The sequence below is a fragment of the Hansschlegelia quercus genome, assembly GCF_004310425.1.
GTDB classification, from domain to species: domain Bacteria; phylum Pseudomonadota; class Alphaproteobacteria; order Rhizobiales; family Methylopilaceae; genus Methylopila; species Methylopila quercus.
Genome location: NZ_SIUB01000003.1, coordinates 346,911 through 366,421, shown reverse-complemented (window position 1 = coordinate 366,421; position 19,511 = coordinate 346,911). Strand labels below are relative to the sequence as shown.

The window sequence follows — 19,511 nt, the reverse complement described above, 5'->3', positions numbered from 1 at the left end:
AATGACCCGCCGTATGACCGTGCTGCACAGCGCGGAGGCGATTGCCGCGCGCAACGCCGAACTCGCCGACGTCATCGCTCAGGCCGCTCCCGAGCGCCTGCTGGTGGTCGCGGTGCTGAAGGGCAGCTTCGTATTCGCAGCCGACCTGATCCGCTCGCTCCACTCCGCGGGGCTTGAGCCGGAGGTCGAGTTCATCACGCTCTCAAGCTATGGCGAAGGGCAGAAGTCGAGCGGGCAGGTCCGGGTCGTACACGACATCGAGAGCGAGGTCGCCGGCCGTGACCTGGTGCTGGTCGACGACATCCTCGAGTCCGGCCGTACGCTGGCTTTTGCGCGCGATCTGATGCTGGAGCGCGGCGCGCGGCGCGTGCTCACCTGCGTGCTGCTGAACAAAGGCGGCAAACGCGCCGTTTCGATCGACGCCGATCTGGTCGGATTCGAATGTCCGGACCATTTCGTTGTTGGCTACGGCATGGACGCCGCCCATGCCTATCGCCAGTTGCCCTTCGTGGGGATCGTCTCCGAAGACGGGGCCTGAGCGAACGGAAGGAGCTTCTCCCAATGGCGAGAATCCTGCTGACGGACGACGAGGAGGCGGTGCGCGGCTTCGTGCGTCGCGCGCTCGAGATGGACGGGCATGATGTGACGCCCGCCTTCGACGGAGCTGACGCGCTCGACAAGCTGAACGAAGCCGACGGCGCGTTCGACCTGCTGCTCACCGACATCCGCATGCCGATGATGGACGGCATCGCGCTCGCGCTCTCCGCCGCCCGCGACTATCCGGACGTCACGATCCTGCTGATGACGGGCTACGCCGACCAGCGCGAGCGGGCGGCCGGGCTCGACGCTCTGATCCACGACGTCGTCACCAAGCCGTTTTCCCTCGATCAGATCCGCGCCGCCGTCGCAGACGCGCTCCGGGCCGGTGAAAACCGCCTGAGAGCCTGAGCCAAGGCCACTCCCTTGAACCTCTCAGCCTCGCTCTCGCTGCAAGCCCGATCGGTCTTCGCGCTGATGCTGCGCCGGGTGCGGACGCGTTATGCGGGTTCGCGCGCCGGTTATATTTGGGCGATCGTCGAGCCGATCTGCTGGGTTTTTATCCTAAAATTCTCGCTGCGCGGCGCCGCAAGCCACCATCCGCCGGTCGGCACGAGCTACGAGGTCTTCTTCGCCACTGGCGTCATCATCGCGCGGACGTGGCGCAAGACCTCGCCGAGCATCGCCGGAACGCTCCGGAGGCGGAAGCGCGAGGGGCTGACCGCCCTGCACCGGCTGGACGCGGCCTACGCGGTCTGGATCCTCGAGATCGTGACCGGCCTCGTCGCGATGAGCATCGTGCTCTTCATCCTCGGCGTGTTCGGCTTCGACGTCGTCCCCGCGGATCCGTTGACCTGCCTCGCCGCCTTCGTCGCAATGGCGTTCTATACGCTTGGCTTCGCGTTGCTCTGGTCTCTGCTGACGAGCCTTGCGCCAGGACTTCTGCATTTTCAGGGCATCCTGATGATGGCTCTGTTCCTGAGTTCGGGCTTTCACATGATCATCGATCGGGTGCCGCCGGTGATCCGGGAGGTCTTTCTCTGGAATCCGATCCTGCATTGCGTTGAATGGTTCCGAGAGGGCTTCTATCCGGGCTATGTCTGCGCCTCTCTCGATCGCGGTTACCTGCTCACCGTGACCATCGTCTTCATAGCCATTGGTCTCGCCGGCGAACGCGCGCTCCGCGACCACAAGGCGGCCAGGAAGAAGTAGTTCCGCGCGAATGCTGCTCCTCAAGGACGTGTGGAAGGGTCATGTGGTGCGCGGCAAGCAGCGCTGGCCACTGAAGGAGGCGAGCGCCATCGTGCCGGCTAGGCGGCGTGTAGCGCTGTTCGGGCCGGACGCGGCCGCCAATGACCTCATCATCCAAACGCTGTCCGGCGCGGAGCCCGCCGACAAAGGATCTATTCGCCGCGTCGGACTTCCCTGCTGGCCACTGGGCTCCGCCGCGTTCCTTGACGGAAAATCAACGCTGCGCGAGAACGCGGCTTTCTTGGGACGGGTCTACGGGCTCGATGCGGCGGACATCGCGACAATCGCCGTCGACCTCAGCGGCGTGAAGCTGAGACGCGGCGTCAATATCCGGCGCTATCCCCTCACCGACCGACGCATGCTCGCTCTTGGCCTGACGCTCGCCATCCAATTCGATTGGTACTTCATCAATCAGGCGCTTCCACGCGCGCCGCTGGACAGGATGGCTGCGATCGACGGCGCCCTCGCTGACCGGATCAGCCGCGCAGGCGTAGTCTGGGCGACCACCGACCCCACAACCGTGGCGGGCTATTGCGATTGCGGCCTGGTGCTCGACCAGGGGCAGCTCGCGTTCTATGATACCCTTGATGGGGCAGTTGAAGCCTATTCTGCAGTAGTCGAAGCGGGGACCAGAAAGCCGACATGAGCGACCATCACGCTTCGCGCGGCCGCGTCGACGTCCAGCTCGGGGCTCGAGCCCGATCGATCCTCAGTTCTCTGGCCTCCGCGAGGCCTAAGCTTAAGGCCGAGGCTCCGGCCGCGCCCGAACGGGCGGAGAGCGCCCCCACCTATCCGACGCTGGTGTCGTCTCGTCCAAGCAAGGCTGAGCGGGTCGCCGCAAGGCGCGCCGCGGCCGAGAACAGGGCGAAGACAGCGCCCGCAGGCGTCGAGCCATCGCCTGCTCCGTCGAACACTGTCGTACCCCTCCCGCAGCGCGTCCTGCCGCGCCGGAAGGTTCTTCCGCAGCCCCCGGCCGACTTCGTCGTTCCGTCCGCCGCGCGCCGAGCCGGCGCCAAGCGCAAGCGCAACGTCGTCCGCATCTCTGCGATACTCGCGATCGCGCTGCCGACCGGGCTCGCGACGCTCTATTACGGCGTCATCGCCGCTCCGCAATTTATCGCCGAGGCGCGCTTCGCCGTCCGAGGCCCCGCAGACATTCCGAGCCGGGGCGGAGACGGAATTGGCGCGCTCGCCGGCATGGCCGCGAGCCCGCTCGCGATGATCTCGGACAGTTTCATCGTCGCCCAGTTCATCCAGAGCGGGCAGCTCGTCGGCAACATGCAGCGCTCGCTCGACCTGCGCTCGATCTACACGAACGACAAGGGCGACTTTGTCGCGAAGTACCGACCCTACGGCGCCGAAGACACGATCGAGCACCTCACGAGCTACTGGAACACTGTGTCGTGGGTCTATTTCGAGCCGGTGACGGGGATCATCACCTTCACAGTCCGCTCCTTCTCCCCCGAAGAGTCCCTGAAGGTCGCGCGTGAGACCGTGCGAGAGAGCGAGCGGCTGGTGAACCGGCTCTCCGACCGGGCGCGGGAGGATTCGGTCCGCCTCGCCAAGCAGGAGCAGTCGCGCGCCGAACTCAGGCTGAAATTCGCCCGCAAGGCGATTCAGGAATATCGCGACCGCCGCGGCGCTCCGGACGCGCAGAGCGTCGTCGCCGCGCAGTTCAAGATCGTGTCTGATCTCGAGGGCGAACTTGCCAAGCGAGAGGCGGAGCTTGGCGCGAGCGCGGGTTTCCTGTCCAAGGACTCGCCCTCCGTCCGAGTGAAGCAGACCAACATCGACTCCCTGAGGTCGCGCATCGCAGCCGAGCGCGCGAAGATCGGCTCGCAGACGCCCAATGCGAACGGAGGACCGCTGCTCTCCGCCTCGATGGCCGAGTTCGAGAACCTCGAGACTGAGCGCAGCTTTGCCGAGAAGGCGTATGAATCTGCGAGTCAGACGGTGGAGGGGGCGCGCGTCAACGCCGAACGGCAGTCGCGCTATCTAACGACCTTCGTCGAGCCGTATCTTCCTGAGGATTCGCTCTACCCCGCCCGGCTGAAGATGATTCTGCTGGTGTTCGTCTGCTCGGCGATCGCCTGGGCCGTCGGCGCGCTGATCTTCTACGGCATCCGCGACCACAGCGCCTGACGCTCCCGGCCTTAGAGGCCGCCCGTGGCTTCGGCGACGGCGGCGAAATGCGCCGCCCATGACGGCGGCGCGAAGCATTCTGCCCGCGACAGCGCCGCGTCGCGCCGCGCGGGGTTCCGGCCGGAATAATCGAGAATCGCGTCCTCCCAAGCGCCGGCGTCGAGCGGATCAAAGCGTTCCGCGGCGTCGCCTGCGATCTCCTGGAAAACATCGAGGTCGGACGCCAGCGCCGGCGCGCCGAGCGCCAACGCCTCCGCGAGCGGCAGGCCAAAGCCTTCCGAAAAGCTCGGAAACAGCAGCGCGCGCGCTCCCCTGACGAGGGCGGTCAGCGCCTGATCCGGCAAATCGTTGGCCTCGACGACATGGGCGAGGACCGCGGGACACCGCTCGAGCAGATCGAGCACCATCTCGTTCTCCCATCCGCGGCGGCCGACCAGGACGAGCGTCGGGGTCTCGCTCCCCATCCGCTCCGCCAACCGCCGCCAGACATGGAGCAGGGTAAGGTGGTTCTTGCGCGGCTCGATGGTCCCGAGCGACACGAAATAGGGTTTTGGCGCGCCGAGCGGCGCGACCCCGGCCGCAAAGGCGGACTCCACGCCGAGCGGCGCGACGACAACGGGCGGCGACTGGAGACCCCGCTCCCTCCCGAATGCGGCGAGGTCGCGGGCGGTCGCTTGCGAGTTGGCGATCAGCGTCGTCGCGCAGCCGAGCGCGGTTGTCATGCGTCGCGCATGACGCTCGTCCTCGCCCGGCCGGCCGTATTCGGGAAAGCGGATCGGGATCAGGTCGTGGACCAGGACCGTCAGCCGCGCCCCCGAGCCGCGCAGGCGCTCGAACGGTTCCGGACGGTCGAGCCGGATGTGCGAGACGTGGACGTAGACGTTGCCGGGAGCGACCGCCGGTCGGCCCGCACGCGCGATCGCCGCGACCCTCAGGCGCCAGGCGAGATCGCGCGCTTTGTTCGGCGCCGCCGGGGTGGGGCTCTCCGGCAGCAGCGCGCCTAGACGCTCGGCCAGCCGGCGGGCGGCGTGTCCGTCGCCGGCGCCCTCGCGCCATTTGGCGTCGAGCGCCTGGAGAAAGGCTTCAACGGGCGCGCGGCGGAGCGGCGCGACGCGTTGGCCGACGATCGCAGCGAAGCCGGCCTCGGCGTCGCTTTTGCCGAGGATCCGCTTTGCGTAGGCGAGTTCGACGCGGTCGACACCGGTCGCCACGGAATGGCTCGACCGGGTCAGCAGGCGGGTGAGGTCGAGGATGGTGCGGGCCATCGTCTCGGCGGAGGCTCCGGCTGCGGGCGATGCCCGAAAGATGTGGTGCGGGCGGTCGGGCTCGAACCGACACTCTGTCTCCAGAACCGGATTTTGAGTCCGGCGCGTCTACCAGTTCCGCCACGCCCGCGCCGGAAAGCCTCGCGCTGGCGGCGCGAGCGGCGCGCACGATGTCGACAGGCCCCGCGCCTGTCAATCGTGAGCGTCGGCGCGCTCCTGCGCGCTTGCGTCGAGGTCGCTGAAACTCTAGGCCTCGTGACGCGGGACTTTACGGCGCGTTCACAAACCGGACGCGCATAGTGGTCCACAAGTCGTCCCCCATCCGGCTGCGTGATCCTCGCGCCGGCGCGCTTTCCGAAAGGCCGGGAATGCTCAGACGTCTTTACGCCTGGACGCTGTCGCTCGCCGCGGGCAAGCACGCCGACCGCGCTCTCTTCGGAGTGGCCTTCGCGGAAGCCTCGTTCTTCCCGCTCCCGCCCGACATCCTGCTCGTGCCGATGACCATCGCACGGCCGGAGCGCGGCTATTACCTCGCGCTCCTCTGCGGGCTCGCGTCCACGATGGGCGGCGCGCTCGGCTACGCGATCGGCGCGCTGCTCTATGACAGCGTGGGGCTATGGATCATCAATCTCTACGGCTACGGCGACAAGATGGAGGCTTTTCGGGAGACCTATGCCCATTACGGGCTGTGGATCATCCTGCTGAAGGGCCTGACGCCGATTCCCTACAAGCTGGTCACGATCACATCGGGCTTCGCAGGCTACAATTTCTTCCTCTTCATGGCGCTATCGGCCGTGTCGCGGACGCTGCGGTTCCTGGTCGTCGGGTGGCTGCTCAAGCGCTACGGCGAGCCCGTCCGTGAGTTCATCGAAAAGAGGCTCGAACTCGCGACGATCATCCTGCTGGTGTTCGTGGTCGGCGGCTTCGTCGTGGTGAAATACGTGGTCTGATCCGCGTGTCCGCCGTCCGCATCGCCGGTCTCGCCATTGGGGTGCTCGCCGCAGCGACCGTCGGCGGCGCGCTCGTCTTCGAGCACGGCTTCGGCTACGTGCCCTGTATGCTCTGCCTGTGGGAACGCTGGCCGTACTACCTCGGCGTTCCGCTCGCGCTTTTCGCAGCCGGGCTTGGACCGAAAGGCCGCGCGCCGCTGGCGCTGGCAGGCCTGTTGTTTGCTGGCGGAGCCGTGCTCAGCGCCTATCACGCCGGCGTCGAGTGGAGTTTTTGGCCGGGACCGACGAGTTGTGCGGGCGCTGACGCGGCGCCGACTTCGGCGGGCGGCCTGCTCGAGCAGATGCGGACCACGCGGATCGTGCCCTGTGATCGCGCGGCCTGGCGGCTGCTCGGCATATCGCTTGCGGGCTACAGCGGGCTGATTTCGGCCGCGCTCGCCGCGATCGCCATCTGGGGCGTCCGCGGAAGACGGGTCTGAGACCTCACTTCGTGCCGTAGAGACGATCGCCGGCGTCGCCGAGGCCGGGCTCGATATAGCCGTTCTCGTTCAGTCGGTGGTCGATCGCGGCGGTGAAGATCGGCACGTCCGGATGGGCAGCGGACAGCCGCGCGACGCCTTCCGGGGCCGCGAGCAGGCACAGGAAGCGCAGGTCGACCGCGCCCTCCGCCTTCAGCGCGTCGATCGCGTCGGTCGCGGAATTGCCGGTCGCGAGCATCGGATCGACCACGATGACGATGCGCTCTCCGAGATCCGCCGGCGCCTTGAAGAAGTAGCGCCGCGCCTCGAGCGTGTCGTGATCGCGATAGATGCCGACGTGAGCGACACGCGCGGAAGGCACGAGATCGAGCATGCCATCCACGAGCCCGTTGCCGGCCCTGAGGATCGAGGCGAAGACCAGCTTCTTGCCCGCCAGCATCGGCGCCTGCATCGCCTTCAGCGGGGTCTCGATCTCCACGAGTTCGACCGGCAGGTCGCGCGTCACCTCATAAGCGAGCAGCAGCGAGAGCTCGCGCAGCACCTGCCGGAAGTTCGCCGTCGACCGATGCTTTTCGCGCAGCAGCGTCAGCTTGTGCTGCACGAGCGGGTGGTCGCAGACAGTGACTTCGGCCATGCCCGCGAGGCTCCCAGGATGATTTGCGTGTGACGCCAACGTCGTACCGGAGCGGGTTTGGCGGAACAAGCGGCTATCCCAGCCACGAAGCGCCATGCGGCCCTGGCCCCAGGCCGAGATGCGCGCCGAGCGTCGCGCCGATGTCTGCGAGGGTCCTGCGCAGCCCGATCGTCCCCGCCTCCACATCAGGCCCGAACGCCAGCACCGGCACGCGCTCGCGAGTGTGGTCGGCGCCGAGCCAGGTGGGGTCGCAGCCGTGGTCCGCGGTGATCACGCAGAGATCGCCGGGAAAGAGCGCTGCGCGGATGTCGGGTATGCGCGTGTCGAAGGCTTCGAGCGCGGCGGCGTAGCCGGCCACGTCGCGGCGATGGCCGAACTCGGTGTCGAAGTCGATCAGGTTGACGAACGCCAGGCCGCCATCAGCCAAGCCGCGGAAGGCTGACAGGGCGGCGTCGAGCAAAGCGGCATTGCCGGCCGCCTTCACTATCTGGCCCGTGCCTTCATGCGCGAAGATGTCGCCGATCTTGCCGACCGAGACGACCTCGCGTCCGGCGGTGGTGGCGCGAGCGAGAAGGGTCGGGCCGGGCGGCGGCACAGCGTAGTCGCGGCGGTTGGCCGTGCGTCGGAAGCTCGCGGCGTCGGCGCCGAGGAACGGTCGAGCGATCACGCGGCCGACGCGGCGGTCGAGCAGGCCGCGGGCGGTCTCGCAGAGCGCGAGCAGCCGCTCGAGGCCGAAAGCCTCTTCGTGCGCCGCGATCTGCAGCACGGAATCGGCGGAGGTGTAGACGATTGGCTTCCCCGTCCGCACGCTCTCCTCGCCGAGCTCCGCGATGATCGCTGTGCCGGAGGCGTGACGGTCCCCGAGGATGCCCGGCAGATCGCCCGCCGCGATCAGCGCGTCGGTCAGCGCCTTCGGGAAGCTTGGCTCGGTCTTCGGGAAATAGATCCAGTCGAAGGGCACGGGCTGTCCGGCGATTTCCCAATGGCCGGAAGGCGTGTCCTTTCCGGAAGACACCTCTTCCGCCGCGCCCCAGAGCCCGGTCGTCGCCCCGCCTTCGAGGCCGGGCGGCGTGCGGCCGGTCGCGAGCCGGCAGGCCTCGCCGAGGCCGAGAGCCACGAGGTTCGGAACGCGGAGCGGCCCCTTGCGAAGACCGTCACGATCGCCCCGACCTTCCGCGCAGGCCTCGGCGATGTGGCCGACCGTGTCGCCGCCCTCGTCGCCGAAGCGCGCGGCGTCCGGCGCTCCGCCGATCCCGACCGAATCGAGCACGATCAGCAGCGCGCGGGTCACGCGATGCGCTCCTGGATCAGCTTTGCGCGCGACGGCGTGGCGCCGGCGTCGGCGAGCGCATAGGCGTCGCGGACGGCGGCCGCGGCCCGCTCGGCGCCTGCCTCGTCCCGCGCATGGACGATTGCGAGCGGCCGGTCCGGACCGACGGCGTCGCCGACGCCGGCCAGCCGGTCGAGGCCGACGGCGGAGTCGATCCTATCGTCCGCCCGGGTGCGACCGCCGCCGAGCGCCACGACGGCCAGACCGAGCGTCCGCGTGGCGACTTTGGCGACGACGCCCTCGGCTTTGGCGAAGACCTCCAGCACGATCGGCGCCTCCGCGAGATGGTTGCGCGGCCGCTCGACGATGTCGGCAGGCCCGCCGAGCGCGGCGCACATGCGGCCGAAGCGCTCCGCCGCTTCGCCGGAGGCCATCGCCCTGGCGATCATCGTCCGGCCCTCCTCCGCATCCGCCGCAAGCCCTCCCAGCGCCAGCGCCTCGCCCCCGAGCGCGACCGTGGCGTCCACGAGCCGCGCGTCCTGCCGCCGGCCGGCGAGCAGCTTGATCGCATGCAGCGTCTCGAGCGCGTTGCCGGCGACGGGGGCGAGCGGTTCGTCCATGTCGGTCAGCAGAGCGACCGTCTTCAGGCCGGCGCCGTTCGCGACCTCGACGATCGAGCGCGCGAGCTCAAGGGACAAAGCGTGCGTCGGCATGAAAGCGCCCGATCCGGTCTTCACGTCCATCACGAGGCCGAACAGCCCGGCGGCGAGCTTCTTCGACAGGATCGAGGCGGTGATCAGCGGGATCGATTCAACCGTCGCGGTGACGTCGCGGACGGCGTAAAGGCGCTTGTCGGCCGGCGCTACGGCGGCGGTCTGCCCGACGATGGCGCAGCCGGCCGCCGCTACCGCCTTGCGCAAGGTCGCGACGTCCGGCTGCGTGACGTAGCCCGGAATGGCGTCGAGCTTGTCGAGCGTGCCGCCGGTATGACCGAGGCCGCGCCCGGCGATCATGGGCGTCGTCGCCCCGCAGGCGGCGAGCGCGGGGGCGAGCAGCAGGCTCACCGTGTCGCCGACGCCGCCCGTCGAATGCTTGTCGAGCACGGGGCCGGCGGCATCCGGCCAGTCAAGCGTTTCGCCCGAAAAGGTCATGGCGCGGGTGAGCGCAACCGTCTCGTCGCGGTCGAGCCCTTTCAGGAAGGCCGCCATGGCGAAGGCGCCGACCTGCGCATCGGTGAGGCGGCCGGAGACGATCCCGTCGACGATCGCGTCGATCTCGGCAGGCGTCAGAGCTCCCCCGTCGCGCTTGGCGCGGATGATCTCCTGCGGCAGCAGGCCCGCCTCAGCCACGCGCCAGATTCTCCGGCCCAAAGCTCACGGGCAGCAGTTCGCCCAGCGTAAATCGGCGGCGCACGCCCTCGGGCCCTGCGACGATGATCGGCGTATCCTCGGCCCCGAACTCGCGGATGCGCTGGCGGCAGGCGCCGCAGGGCGTACACAGGCCCTCCCCGTCGCCGAGCACGAGGATCGCCGCGATCGCGCGGCTGCCGCCGGCGACCATCGCGGAAATGGCGCCGGCCTCCGCGCAGGCGCCGACGGGATAGGCGGCGTTCTCGACGTTGCAGCCGGCGTGGACCGCGCCGTCCGGCGTGACGAGCGCAGCGCCGACGGCAAAGCGGGAATAGGGCGCATAGGCATGAGCGCGGGCAGCCTCCGCCGCGCGGAACAGGGCGTCGATCGCGTCGTCGGTCATGCGGGTCCTTCGTCTGGCGAAAGCGACGATAGCGCGGCGGACGGCGCCGAAGGAAGCGGCGGCGGCGCCCACTCTATCCGCTGGCGGGCCGATCGCCCTTGCGTCATCGTCTGGTCAGCTAATTGTCGGGCGCTCTTGGGCGCACGGCGAGCGAGAGGGAGGCCGGCCATGTCCGCAACCCCGATCGGCCGAAGCGCCGCGCTGAGCGCGGTCGCGGCGCTCGCCATCGCGCTTTTCGCCGTCCCCTCTTTCGCTGATGCGCCAAAGGCCGCGCCGGAGGTCGACCTCGAACTCGTGCTCGCGGTCGACGTCTCCTACTCCATGGACACCGAGGAGCAGAGGGTGCAGCGCGACGGCTATGTCGCGGCCTTGACCTCGCCTCCGGTGCTCGACGCCATCCGCGACGGCGTGACGGGGCGCATCGCGCTCGCTTATGTCGAGTGGGCCGGCTCGGACGAACAGCGCGTCCTCGTGCCCTGGACGCTGATCGACGGCCCGGAGACCGCCGCGGCCTTCGCGAACCGCCTTGCGGGCGAGCCGCTCAGGCGCGCCTACCGCACGTCGATTTCGAGCGCTCTGCTCTATGGCGCGAAGATGTTCGAAGCGAGCGGGTTCAAGGCGATGCGCCGGGTGATCGACGTTTCCGGCGATGGCCCGAACAATCAGGGCCCGCCGATCGAGGCCATGCGCGACGAACTGATCGACGGCGGCGTCGTCATCAACGGCCTGCCTTTGATGCTGAAGCGCCCGATGCTCGGCGTCTCCGACATCGGCGACCTCGACGTTTACTACCGCGACTGCGTCATCGGCGGGCCCGGGGCCTTCGTGCTGCCGGTGCGGTCCGTCGCGCAGTTCCCCGACGCGGTGCGCTCAAAGCTCGTGATGGAGATCGCCGGGCCGGGTTCCGAGACGCCATTCCCGCCTGGCGCTCCGAACGCGCTGCCGGCCGCGGCTCAACCGAAAGCGGACTGCCTCGCTGGCGAGGGGCTCTGGCGCGACCGATTTGGCAACTGAGGTGGCGCAGGCGGCGAAAGCCGCTAAGAGCAGGCTCCTATTTCGAGACCCGCGCCGCCAGTGTCCCTCTCCATCGAAGCCCTCCTGCTCTTCGCGGCCGTCGGAGTCGTCGCCGGCGCGGTCGACGCCATCGCGGGCGGCGGCGGGTTGATCACCGTGCCGGCGCTGCTGCTCGGCGGCCTTGATCCCACCGCCGCGATCGCGACCAACAAGCTGCAGGGCGCGCTCGGCCTCGTCGTCTCGACGTCGCGCTTCGCCAAGGCCGGCATGCTCGACCTGCAATCGAAGTCGATCTGGCTTCTGGCGATTTCGGCGTTTGTGGGCGCGGCGACCGGCGCCGCCCTTGTGGCGGTCGCGCCGGTCGAGGCGATGCGGACCGCGCTGCCCTTCCTGCTGATCGGCGTCGCGCTCTACTTCGCCTTCGGCCCGCAGATGTCCGACGTCGACGCCCACGCCCGCCTGGGATCAGGCGCGTTCGCGGCGTTCGTGGGGTTTCCGATCGGCGTCTATGACGGCCTGTTCGGCCCCGGCGCGGGCTCGTTCTACATGATCGGGCTGGTCGCCTTCCTCGGCTTCGGCGCTGTTCGCGCGGTCGCGCACACCAAGCTCCTGAACCTCGCCTCGAACCTCTCGGGCCTTCTGGTCTTCATCCTCGCCGGCTCCGTCGTCTGGTCGGCCGGCCTCGCTATGGCCGCCGGCACGATGATCGGCGCCCGCATCGGCTCGGGGCTTGCGCTGAAACACGGGGTGCGGCTGGTGAAGCCGCTGCTCGTCGTCGTCGCGCTTGCGCTTGCGCTGCGGCTCATGCTGGATCGCAGCCATCCGGTCGGAGCGGCTTTCTGGGCGATGGTCGCCCGTTAGGTCCAAGCGGCCGACCCGCGTCGATGGACGCTTTGGACGGTTCGCCCGCCTGGTCGCGGGCCCCTCCCCCCATTCTCGATAAGGATCGCCAGCCATGAAGATCAGCGCGCGCAACCAGCTCAAAGGCGTCGTCACCGAAGTCTCGAAGGGCGCCACCACCGCCCATGTGAAGGTCGACATCGGCGGGCAGATCGTGACCGCCTCCATCACCAACGCAGCCGTCGACGATCTTGGCCTCGAGCCGGGCAAATCGGCCTACGTCGTGATCAAGGCCTCCGACGTTCTGGTCGCGGTCGAGTGATGCGCTGGCGCCTCGCCCTCGCCGCTATCCTGATCGCGACGCCGGCCGCCGCCGCGGAGACCGGCGGCTGCGGCGCGTTCAAATGGCCGATCGCGGCGGACATCGCTCTGCTGGAAGCCGCGAATTGGCAGGACAGCGGCGCCACCATCGCGCTCGACGGTCCTGTCGGCCTGCGGCTGAAGCTCGGACCGCTCGACGCGGCCGGCTTCGCGCTCCCGCCGGAACGCGCGCCGGCGACGGCGGCCCAGAACGGTTCGCTGCGTTTCGAGGCGAAGGCCGGGACCTACCAGGTCACCCTGTCCGAACCCGCCTGGACCGATCTGGTGCAGGATGGGGCCGCGCTGAAGCCAGCGGCGTTCTCCGGCGTGAAGGACTGCGAGGGCGCGCGCAAGTCGCTGCGCTACGAGTTGAAGGCCGGTCCGGTGACGCTTCAGATCAGCAACGCTCCCGGCCGCAGCGTCGGCGTGGCGATTACGCCGCCGCAATAGGACGACCTGCTCCTTCGGCGTTGCAAATCGGAGGGGGTCCGACTATAAGCCCGGCTTCCGCGCGGGCCCGGCCGGTTATGGGCTGCCGTGGCGCGCGTAATGCTCAGGCCCCTCGAGCCGACCCCCGCCAGCCGCTCAAACGGCTGGAGGATGGCCGACCGACGGGGCCTCTTCAACGTTCGGAGAGCGAAATGCCCAAGATCAAGTCGAAGTCGGCGGCGAAGAAACGCTTCCGCTTCACCGGGACCGGCAAGGTCATCTCGGCTCAGGCCGGCAAGCGCCACGGCATGATCAAGCGCACCAACAAGCAGATCCGCAACCAGCGGGGCACGACCATCCTGACCCCGCAGGACGCGCGGATCGTCAGGACGTTCCTGCCTTACGGCTGAGTTCAGACCGCTTAGCGCTTCATCCCCACCATTCAGACGCTTGAGAGATAGACCATGGCTCGCGTGAAACGGGGCGTTACGTCCCACGCCAAACACAAGAAGACGCTTGATGCGGCGAAGGGCTTTTACGGCCGCCGCAAGAATACGATCCGCGCGGCGAAGGCCGCCGTCGATCGGTCGATGCAGTACGCCTACCGCGACCGCAAGAACAAGAAGCGGACGTTTCGGGCTCTCTGGATCCAGCGCATCAACGCCGCCGTGCGCGAGCATGGCCTGACCTATTCGCGCTTCATCGCGGGCCTCTCCCTCGCCGGCATCGAAGTCGACCGCCGGATGATGTCCGAGCTCGCGATCGCCGAGCCGGCGGCCTTCGCTGCAATCGCCGAGAAGGCCAAGGCCGCGCTTCCCAGCGCGTGAGGTCTTGCGGGACGCCGCATGGCGCTCCCAGTAATCCGCGACGTCGTCCCGGCCGAGGCGCCGGGGCCCATTTCCGCAGTCGACGCCGGACTGGACTGACCGTGGAGGAAATGGATTCCGGGACAAGCCCGGAATGACGGCAGGGGGCGCTTGGCGCCCCTTTTTCGTTTCGGCGCTCGGGCGTATCACCTTGCGATGACCGACATCGACCATCTTAACGCCCTCGAAGCGGACGTGCTCGCAGCCGTCGAAGCCGCGGTCGACGAGGCTGCGCTCGAAGCCGTGCGCGTCGCGGCGCTCGGCAAGAAGGGCTCCGTCTCGGAGAAGATGAAGACGCTCGGCGGGATGGACCCCGAGCAGCGTAAGATCGTCGGGCCGGCGCTGAACGCGCTTCGCGATCGGGTCACGGAAGCGCTTACGGCCAAGAAGACCGCGCTCGCCGACGCCGCGCTCGACGCGCGGCTGAAGGCCGAGACGCTCGACGTCTCTCTCCCCTTGCGCGAGAGCGGGCTCGAGACCGGCCGTATCCACCCGGTCTCCCAAGTCACGGACGAACTGATCGCGATCTTCTCCGCGATGGGATTCTCGGTCGCGGAAGGCCCGGACATCGAGACCGACGACCTGAACTTCACCAAGCTGAACTTTCCCGTCGGCCACCCCGCACGGGAAATGCACGACACGTTCTTCCTGCCGCAGAAGGAGAACGGCGAGCGCCTGCTGCTGCGCACGCACACCAGCCCTGTGCAGATCCGCACCATGCAGGACAAGGCGCCGCCGATCCGCGTGATCTGCCCCGGCCGCACCTACCGCTTCGACATGGACCAGACGCACACGCCGATGTTCCACCAGGTCGAGGGTTTGGTGATCGACCGCGACGCCAATCTCGGCCAGCTCAAATGGGTGTTGGAGGAGTTCCTCAAGACCTTCTTCGAAGTGCCGTCGGTCGAGCTGCGCTTCCGGCCGTCCTTCTTCCCCTTCACCGAACCGTCGATGGAGGTCGACGTCCGCTGCCGCAAGTTGGCCAACGAGATCCGCATCGGCGAGGGCGACGACTGGCTGGAGATCCTCGGATGCGGGATGGTGCATCCGAACGTGCTGCGGAACTGTGGACTCGATCCTGACGCGTGGCAGGGCTTCGCCTGGGGCATGGGGATCGACCGCATCGCGATGCTGAAATACGGCATGCCGGATCTGCGCGATCTGTTCGCCGCCGACGCCCGCTGGCTCTCCCATTACGGCTTCCGCCCGCTCGACGTGCCGAGCCTCGCCGGGGGATTGTCGTCGTGAAATTCTCCCTCTCCTGGCTTAAAGAGCATCTCGGCGGCGACGCCGATCTGGTCGCGGTCACCGAGACCCTGACCCGCGTCGGGCTTGAGGTCGAGCATGTCGACGACAAGGCCGGAGAGCTCTCGGCCTTCGTCGTCGGACACATCCTTGAGGCGAATCGGCACCCGAACGCCGACAAGCTGCAAGTCTGCATGGTCGATGTCGGCCGCGGCGCGCCTTTGCAGGTCGTCTGCGGCGCGCCGAATGCGCGGGCGGGACTGAAGGTCGTGTTCGCGGCGCCGGGCACCGTGATCCCCGCCAGCGGCGTGAAGCTCGGCGCGTCCGAGATCCGTGGCGTCCCTTCCGCCGGCATGCTGTGCTCCTCGCGGGAGCTCGGGCTCGGCGACGAGCATGACGGCATCATGGAGCTGCCCGAGGGCTCGCCCGTCGGACGGCCGTTCGCGCCCTTCGTCGGCCTCGACGACCCGGTCATCGAGATCGCTGTTACGCCGAACCGGCCGGATTGCCTCGGCGTCCACGGCGTCGCGCGCGACCTGCACGCCGCCGAGATCGGCGAGCTGCGTGATCCGCTGACGGCGGTGATCCGCGGCGAGTTCCCCTGCCCCGTAAACGTCCGCTTCGATTTCGGCGACACGGAGCCGCTGTCGCCGTTCTTCGCGCTGCGGATGGTGCGCGGCGTGAAGAACGGCCAGTCCCCAGAATGGCTGCGCCGCCGGCTGAAGTCGATCGGCTCGAAGCCGATCAACGCGCTGGTCGACGTCACCAATTATCTCGCCTTCGACCGCGCCCGGCCGCTCCACGTGTTCGACGCGGCCAAGGTGAGAGGCGATCTTGTGGTTCGGCGCGGGCGTGCCGGCGAGACGCTGGCGGCGCTCGACGGCAAGACCTACGCGCTCGATGAGACGATGTGCGTGATCGCCGACGACAGCGGCGTGCTCTCGATCGCCGGCGTGATCGGCGGCGCAGCGACCGGGTGCGACGAGACCACGACCGACGTGCTGATCGAGAGCGCGTTGTGGGACCCGCTGGCGATCGCCCGCACGGGACGCGCTCTCAACGTCAACACCGACGCCCGCCACCGCTTCGAGCGCGGCGTCGATCCGGAATTCGCGCTTCCGGGCCTCAACGTCGCGACCCAGTTCATCCTCGACTTCTGCGGCGGCGCGCCGTCGGAGGTCGCGACCGCAGGCGAGGTCCCGGCGCGCGACCTGATCATCGATTTCCCGATCTCCGAGGTGACGCGCCTCACCGGTCTCGCCGTCACGCCGGCGGAGGTGAAGACGCCGCTCTCGATGCTCGGCTTCTGGGTCACGGGCGTGGGCGACCGGCTCAAGGTCTCGGTCCCGAGCTGGCGGCCCGACGTCGAGGGCAAGGCCGACCTCGTCGAGGAGGTCATCCGCATCGTCGGTCTCGACCGGGTGGAGGCGAAGCCGCTGCCGGCCATGACGAGCGCCGCCGGAGCGCGCCTCGGGATCGTGCAGCGCCGCGCGCGCAACGCCCGCCGGACGCTCGCCGCCCGCGGCCTCGTCGAGGCGGTCACGTGGTCGTTCGTCTCGAAGGCGCAGGCCGAAGCCTTTGGCGGCGGCGCGGCCGAGCTCGCGCTCGCGAACCCGATCTCCGCCGAGCTCTCCGACATGCGCCCGAGCCTGCTGCCGGCGCTTATCGCGGCCGCGCAGCGCAACGCCGACAGAGCTTCAAGCGACGTCGCTTTGTTCGAGGTCGGCCAGACCTTCCTTAGCGACCGACCGGAGGATCAGCGCATGGCGGCGGCCGGGGTTCGTCGCGGGACGGCCAAGGCGCGCGGCGCAGGCCGCCATTGGGGTGAGGCGACGCTTCCCGTCGACGCGTTCGACGCCAAGGGCGACGCGCTTGCGGTCCTCGCGGCCCTCGGCCTCGCCGCCGGCGCGGTGCAGATCGCGCAAGGCTCGGCCCCTTCATGGTTCCACCCTGGCCGCTCGGCCGCGCTCCAGCTCGGCCCCAAGCTCATCCTCGGCGCGTTCGGCGAACTTCATCCGCGTACGCTTCAGGCGCTTGGCGTTAGCGGGCCACTCGTCGGCTTCGAACTGACCCTCGACGCGCTGCCGCAGCCGAGGGCGAAGCCGACCCGCGCCAAGCCGCCGTTCGAGGGCTCCGCGCTCCAGCCGCTCAACCGCGACTTCGCGTTCATCGTCGGCCGCGAGGTGCCTGCAGCAGAACTGATCCGCGCGGCGCTGGCGACGGACCGCAAGCTCGTGACCGAGGTCACGCTGTTCGATCGTTATGAGGGGCCGGGCGTTCCGGAGGGTAAGGTCTCCCTCGCCATCGCCGTCACCCTCCAGCCGCGCGAGAAGACGCTGACGGACGCCGAGATCGAGGCGATTGCGGAGAAGATCGTCGCGCACGTGACGAAGGCGACCGGAGCGACGCTGCGCGGCTGACGCTTTAGCGCTGGTCCGAGGCCGACATCACGATGCGCACGAGGTCGGCGGCGTTCTTGGCGCCGAGCTTCTCCATGATGCGCGCGCGGTGGACCTCGATGGTGCGCGGGCTGATGCCGAGTTCACGCCCGGCCTCCTTGTTCGACTGACCGGCGGCGATCAGCACCAGGACCTCGCGCTCGCGCGGCGTCAGCATCTCTGCGCCCGCCACTTCGTCGGCGTTGCGGCTCTGGTCGCCGGCCGCTGCGCGAGCGCCTGAAGCGGCGAGCGCTTCCCCCACCCGGCCCACGATGGCGAAGGGATCGAACGGTTTCTCGATGAAATCCAGCGCCCCGTGGCGGATGGCGTCGACCGCCATCGGGATATCCGCGGAGCCGGAGATCATGATGACGGGCGCGCCCGCGCTGCGCCCGCTAAACTCTTTCAGCACGTCGAGGCCGGATTTACCCGGCATCAGAACGTCGAGCAGCACGCAGGCGGGCGGGACGTCGAAAGAATAAGCGAGAAAGTCTTCGCCGCTCTCGAAGACGGAGACGCCGAACCCCTCCGCCCCGAAGATGGTGGCGAGGACTTCGCGAATCGTCTCGTCGTCATCGACGACACAGACTGTCCGGCGCAGGTCCTCTTTACCCGGCATCCGCGTTCCTCCACGCGAGCGCCGCCATACGTCTAAACTCGGATGGCTAGCGGGCCACTACTGCGCGATGCGGTTTGATCACGCAAGCATCCGGCCTACGACCCTATTAAATTCACGGCGACTGAGGTTTTGCCGCCGCAGATTTGCAACCTCAGCCCGCAGCCGCGATCTCTTCTACGATGGCTTCCGCCGCAGCACGAGGGTCCGCCGCGGCGATGATCGGCCGCGCGACGACGAGCCTGTCGGCCCCGGCGCGAATGGCTTCGCCAGGCGTCGCTACGCGCTTCTGGTCGCCAAGAGCCGTGCCTGCGGGCCGCACTCCCGGCGTTACGGCCAGAAACGGGCTCGGCGCGATCTTGCGAACGACGGCCAGGTCGGTCGGCGCGCAGATCACGCCGTCGACGCCGGCGTCGTGAGCGTGCCTGACGCGGCGCGCGACCAGCTCTTCGGGGCTCTCGGAGAAGCCCGCCTCGCGCACGTCTTCGGCGTCCCACGAGGTCAGCACCGTGACCCCCAGCACCTTGAGCTCGCTGTCGCCGCGCCCCTCCGCCGCCGCGCGAAGAGTCTGCGGATAAGCGTGGACGGTAAGGATCGACGCGCCCAGCCGGGCGACGTTACGGGTCGCCTTTTCCACCGTGGCGCCGATGTCGTGGAGCTTGAGGTCGACGAAGACCTTCTTGCCGGAATGAGCGAGCTTCTCGGCGAGCACCAAGCCGCCTGCGACCGCGAGCTCGAAGCCGATCTTGTAGAAAATCACGGAGTCGCCGAGCCGCTGGACCAGCGCTTCGGCCTCCTCGGTGGTCGCTACGTCGAGGCCGACGATCAGCCTGTTACGAGGGTCGCTCATGCCATGCGTTCCGAGACGTCAAGAAGTGAGGTCAACACCGCGTCGAATACGCCGGCTGTTCGGGGGTTAGCGAAGCGTCCTCCCTCGTCGAAGGCCTCGGCCGCGTTTGGAACCACCGCCATCTGCGGCAGCACGAGCGCGCCGAGGCCGAGCTCCATCATCTGGCGAAGCTGCGTCAGGCCGCGATAACCGCCCATGGCGCCGCTCGTAACGGCGCCCAGCGCGAACACGCGGCGCTTGAACGCGGGCAGAGGAGGCAGGCCCTCGCGATTCTCACGCGACATCCAGTCGAACGTGTTTTTCAGAAGCGGCGCGAAGCTCGCATTGTATTCGGGGCTTGCGACGAATACGCCCTGATGGTCGAGGAACAGGTCGACCAGCCGCTTTGCGGCGTCGGGCACGCCGGAGCGCGTCTGAAGATCGGCGTCGTAAAGCGGAAGCGCGTAGTCCTTCAGCGAGATGTGCGAGACATCCGCGCCCTTCTCAGCGAGCGCACGGGCCGCGGCCGCGGCGAGCTTCTCGTTCCACGAGCCGGCGCGAACGGAGCCCGCGAGAACGACGATCTTTGGCATG

Annotated in this window: 23 protein-coding genes and 1 tRNA gene; 15 read left to right on the top strand and 9 right to left on the bottom strand. The window is 68.6% G+C overall.

What is annotated here, in order from left to right; all coding sequences use genetic code 11:
* Position 1: 1 nt before the first annotated feature.
* From hpt to EYR15_RS08755, 5 genes are read left to right on the top strand one after another with little or no spacing between them, the layout of a single operon-like run.
* Positions 2-538 (top strand): hypoxanthine phosphoribosyltransferase, encoded by a 537-nt coding sequence (gene hpt, locus EYR15_RS08775; RefSeq protein WP_131003088.1) that lies wholly within the window; start codon positions 2-4, stop codon positions 536-538.
* A gap of 23 nt (positions 539-561) precedes the next feature.
* Complete coding sequence (locus tag EYR15_RS08770; RefSeq protein WP_131003086.1) at positions 562-948, top strand: response regulator; 387 nt, start codon at positions 562-564, stop codon at positions 946-948.
* 15 nt (positions 949-963) lie between these two features.
* Entirely contained in the window at positions 964-1,749 is a 786-nt protein-coding gene (locus EYR15_RS08765; RefSeq protein WP_131003084.1) for an ABC transporter permease, read from the top strand.
* A gap of 10 nt (positions 1,750-1,759) precedes the next feature.
* Positions 1,760-2,434 (top strand): P-loop NTPase family protein, encoded by a 675-nt coding sequence (locus EYR15_RS08760; protein ID WP_131003083.1) that lies wholly within the window; start codon positions 1,760-1,762, stop codon positions 2,432-2,434.
* Complete coding sequence (locus EYR15_RS08755) at positions 2,431-3,930, top strand: KpsE/RkpR family capsule polysaccharide export protein (protein ID WP_131003081.1); 1,500 nt, start codon at positions 2,431-2,433, stop codon at positions 3,928-3,930. Before EYR15_RS08760 ends, EYR15_RS08755 begins: the two co-directional genes overlap by 4 nt.
* An 11-nt stretch (positions 3,931-3,941) precedes the next feature.
* Here the strand turns inward: EYR15_RS08755 and EYR15_RS08750 are convergent, their stop codons facing one another.
* Positions 3,942-5,195, bottom strand: coding sequence for a glycosyltransferase family 4 protein (locus tag EYR15_RS08750; RefSeq protein WP_131003079.1), 1,254 nt, complete (start codon positions 5,193-5,195; stop codon positions 3,942-3,944).
* Positions 5,196-5,238: 43 nt separating this feature from the next.
* Positions 5,239-5,325 (bottom strand) — tRNA-Leu (locus EYR15_RS08745).
* Positions 5,326-5,563: 238 nt separating this feature from the next.
* Between EYR15_RS08745 and EYR15_RS08740 the strand changes: the two genes are divergently transcribed.
* Together EYR15_RS08740 and EYR15_RS08735 are read left to right on the top strand one after the other, a co-directional pair.
* On the top strand, positions 5,564-6,145 hold the full coding sequence (locus EYR15_RS08740) for a YqaA family protein (RefSeq protein ID WP_131003077.1): 582 nt from the start codon (positions 5,564-5,566) through the stop codon (positions 6,143-6,145).
* A 5-nt stretch (positions 6,146-6,150) separates the two neighbouring features.
* On the top strand, positions 6,151-6,624 hold the full coding sequence (locus EYR15_RS08735) for a disulfide bond formation protein B (protein WP_342635539.1): 474 nt from the start codon (positions 6,151-6,153) through the stop codon (positions 6,622-6,624).
* Between the two features lie 4 nt (positions 6,625-6,628).
* Here EYR15_RS08735 and upp read toward each other — a convergent pair whose 3' ends face one another.
* The 4 genes from upp to cdd form a co-directional block, all read right to left on the bottom strand.
* The gene (gene upp, locus EYR15_RS08730) at positions 6,629-7,258 is read right to left on the bottom strand and encodes a uracil phosphoribosyltransferase (protein ID WP_131003073.1); all 630 of its coding nucleotides are present in this window, start codon (positions 7,256-7,258) and stop codon (positions 6,629-6,631) included.
* A 73-nt stretch (positions 7,259-7,331) separates the two neighbouring features.
* Positions 7,332-8,549, bottom strand: a complete 1,218-nt coding sequence (locus tag EYR15_RS08725) for a phosphopentomutase (protein WP_131003072.1) — start codon at positions 8,547-8,549, stop codon at positions 7,332-7,334.
* Entirely contained in the window at positions 8,546-9,862 is a 1,317-nt protein-coding gene (gene deoA, locus EYR15_RS08720; RefSeq protein ID WP_131003287.1) for a thymidine phosphorylase, read from the bottom strand. Before deoA ends, EYR15_RS08725 begins: the two co-directional genes overlap by 4 nt.
* Before the next feature lie 7 nt (positions 9,863-9,869).
* The gene (cdd, locus tag EYR15_RS08715) at positions 9,870-10,280 is read right to left on the bottom strand and encodes a cytidine deaminase (RefSeq protein WP_131003070.1); all 411 of its coding nucleotides are present in this window, start codon (positions 10,278-10,280) and stop codon (positions 9,870-9,872) included.
* A 168-nt stretch (positions 10,281-10,448) separates the two neighbouring features.
* On the opposite strand from cdd, the gene EYR15_RS08710 reads away from it, so the two are divergent.
* The 8 genes from EYR15_RS08710 (at position 10,449) to pheT (ending at position 17,454) form a co-directional block, all read left to right on the top strand.
* On the top strand, positions 10,449-11,294 hold the full coding sequence (locus EYR15_RS08710) for a DUF1194 domain-containing protein (protein ID WP_131003068.1): 846 nt from the start codon (positions 10,449-10,451) through the stop codon (positions 11,292-11,294).
* A 60-nt stretch (positions 11,295-11,354) separates the two neighbouring features.
* The gene (locus EYR15_RS08705) at positions 11,355-12,155 is read left to right on the top strand and encodes a TSUP family transporter (RefSeq protein ID WP_131003066.1); all 801 of its coding nucleotides are present in this window, start codon (positions 11,355-11,357) and stop codon (positions 12,153-12,155) included.
* A 94-nt stretch (positions 12,156-12,249) separates the two neighbouring features.
* Complete coding sequence (locus EYR15_RS08700; RefSeq protein ID WP_131003064.1) at positions 12,250-12,456, top strand: TOBE domain-containing protein; 207 nt, start codon at positions 12,250-12,252, stop codon at positions 12,454-12,456.
* Entirely contained in the window at positions 12,456-12,944 is a 489-nt protein-coding gene (locus EYR15_RS08695; RefSeq protein ID WP_131003063.1) for a hypothetical protein, read from the top strand. Before EYR15_RS08700 ends, EYR15_RS08695 begins: the two co-directional genes overlap by 1 nt.
* 191 nt (positions 12,945-13,135) lie before the next feature.
* Complete coding sequence (rpmI, locus tag EYR15_RS08690; RefSeq protein ID WP_131003061.1) at positions 13,136-13,333, top strand: 50S ribosomal protein L35; 198 nt, start codon at positions 13,136-13,138, stop codon at positions 13,331-13,333.
* A 54-nt stretch (positions 13,334-13,387) separates the two neighbouring features.
* Positions 13,388-13,750, top strand: a complete 363-nt coding sequence (gene rplT, locus EYR15_RS08685; protein ID WP_131003059.1) for a 50S ribosomal protein L20 — start codon at positions 13,388-13,390, stop codon at positions 13,748-13,750.
* Between the two features lie 195 nt (positions 13,751-13,945).
* Complete coding sequence (gene pheS / locus EYR15_RS08680; RefSeq protein WP_131003057.1) at positions 13,946-15,037, top strand: phenylalanine--tRNA ligase subunit alpha; 1,092 nt, start codon at positions 13,946-13,948, stop codon at positions 15,035-15,037.
* Positions 15,034-17,454, top strand: coding sequence for a phenylalanine--tRNA ligase subunit beta (pheT, locus tag EYR15_RS08675; RefSeq protein WP_131003055.1), 2,421 nt, complete (start codon positions 15,034-15,036; stop codon positions 17,452-17,454). Before pheS ends, pheT begins: the two co-directional genes overlap by 4 nt.
* Before the next feature lie 4 nt (positions 17,455-17,458).
* Here the strand turns inward: pheT and EYR15_RS08670 are convergent, their stop codons facing one another.
* The 3 genes from EYR15_RS08670 to EYR15_RS08660 all read right to left on the bottom strand — a co-directional run bounded on the left by EYR15_RS08670 (position 17,459) and on the right by EYR15_RS08660 (position 19,510).
* Positions 17,459-18,091, bottom strand: coding sequence for a response regulator transcription factor (locus EYR15_RS08670; RefSeq protein WP_131003053.1), 633 nt, complete (start codon positions 18,089-18,091; stop codon positions 17,459-17,461).
* 151 nt (positions 18,092-18,242) lie between these two features.
* Positions 18,243-18,938, bottom strand: coding sequence for an orotidine-5'-phosphate decarboxylase (pyrF, locus tag EYR15_RS08665; protein WP_131003051.1), 696 nt, complete (start codon positions 18,936-18,938; stop codon positions 18,243-18,245).
* Positions 18,935-19,510, bottom strand: coding sequence for an NADPH-dependent FMN reductase (locus EYR15_RS08660; RefSeq protein WP_131003049.1), 576 nt, complete (start codon positions 19,508-19,510; stop codon positions 18,935-18,937). The genes pyrF and EYR15_RS08660 overlap by 4 nt, the downstream gene beginning before the upstream one ends.
* Position 19,511: the final 1 nt, after the last annotated feature.

Coding starts and splice junctions, on each gene's coding strand:
- hpt (WP_131003088.1), top strand. CDS start 2: ATGACCCGCCGTATGACCGTGCTGCACAGCGCGGAGGCGATTGCCGCG.
- EYR15_RS08770 (WP_131003086.1), top strand. CDS start 562: ATGGCGAGAATCCTGCTGACGGACGACGAGGAGGCGGTGCGCGGCTTC.
- EYR15_RS08760 (WP_131003083.1), top strand. CDS start 1,760: ATGCTGCTCCTCAAGGACGTGTGGAAGGGTCATGTGGTGCGCGGCAAG.
- EYR15_RS08755 (WP_131003081.1), top strand. CDS start 2,431: ATGAGCGACCATCACGCTTCGCGCGGCCGCGTCGACGTCCAGCTCGGG.
- EYR15_RS08750 (WP_131003079.1), bottom strand. CDS start 5,195: ATGGCCCGCACCATCCTCGACCTCACCCGCCTGCTGACCCGGTCGAGC.
- EYR15_RS08740 (WP_131003077.1), top strand. CDS start 5,564: ATGCTCAGACGTCTTTACGCCTGGACGCTGTCGCTCGCCGCGGGCAAG.
- upp (WP_131003073.1), bottom strand. CDS start 7,258: ATGGCCGAAGTCACTGTCTGCGACCACCCGCTCGTGCAGCACAAGCTG.
- cdd (WP_131003070.1), bottom strand. CDS start 10,280: ATGACCGACGACGCGATCGACGCCCTGTTCCGCGCGGCGGAGGCTGCC.
- EYR15_RS08710 (WP_131003068.1), top strand. CDS start 10,449: ATGTCCGCAACCCCGATCGGCCGAAGCGCCGCGCTGAGCGCGGTCGCG.
- EYR15_RS08700 (WP_131003064.1), top strand. CDS start 12,250: ATGAAGATCAGCGCGCGCAACCAGCTCAAAGGCGTCGTCACCGAAGTC.
- EYR15_RS08695 (WP_131003063.1), top strand. CDS start 12,456: ATGCGCTGGCGCCTCGCCCTCGCCGCTATCCTGATCGCGACGCCGGCC.
- rpmI (WP_131003061.1), top strand. CDS start 13,136: ATGCCCAAGATCAAGTCGAAGTCGGCGGCGAAGAAACGCTTCCGCTTC.
- rplT (WP_131003059.1), top strand. CDS start 13,388: ATGGCTCGCGTGAAACGGGGCGTTACGTCCCACGCCAAACACAAGAAG.
- pheS (WP_131003057.1), top strand. CDS start 13,946: ATGACCGACATCGACCATCTTAACGCCCTCGAAGCGGACGTGCTCGCA.
- EYR15_RS08670 (WP_131003053.1), bottom strand. CDS start 18,091: ATGCCGGGTAAAGAGGACCTGCGCCGGACAGTCTGTGTCGTCGATGAC.
- pyrF (WP_131003051.1), bottom strand. CDS start 18,938: ATGAGCGACCCTCGTAACAGGCTGATCGTCGGCCTCGACGTAGCGACC.
- EYR15_RS08660 (WP_131003049.1), bottom strand. CDS start 19,510: ATGCCAAAGATCGTCGTTCTCGCGGGCTCCGTTCGCGCCGGCTCGTGG.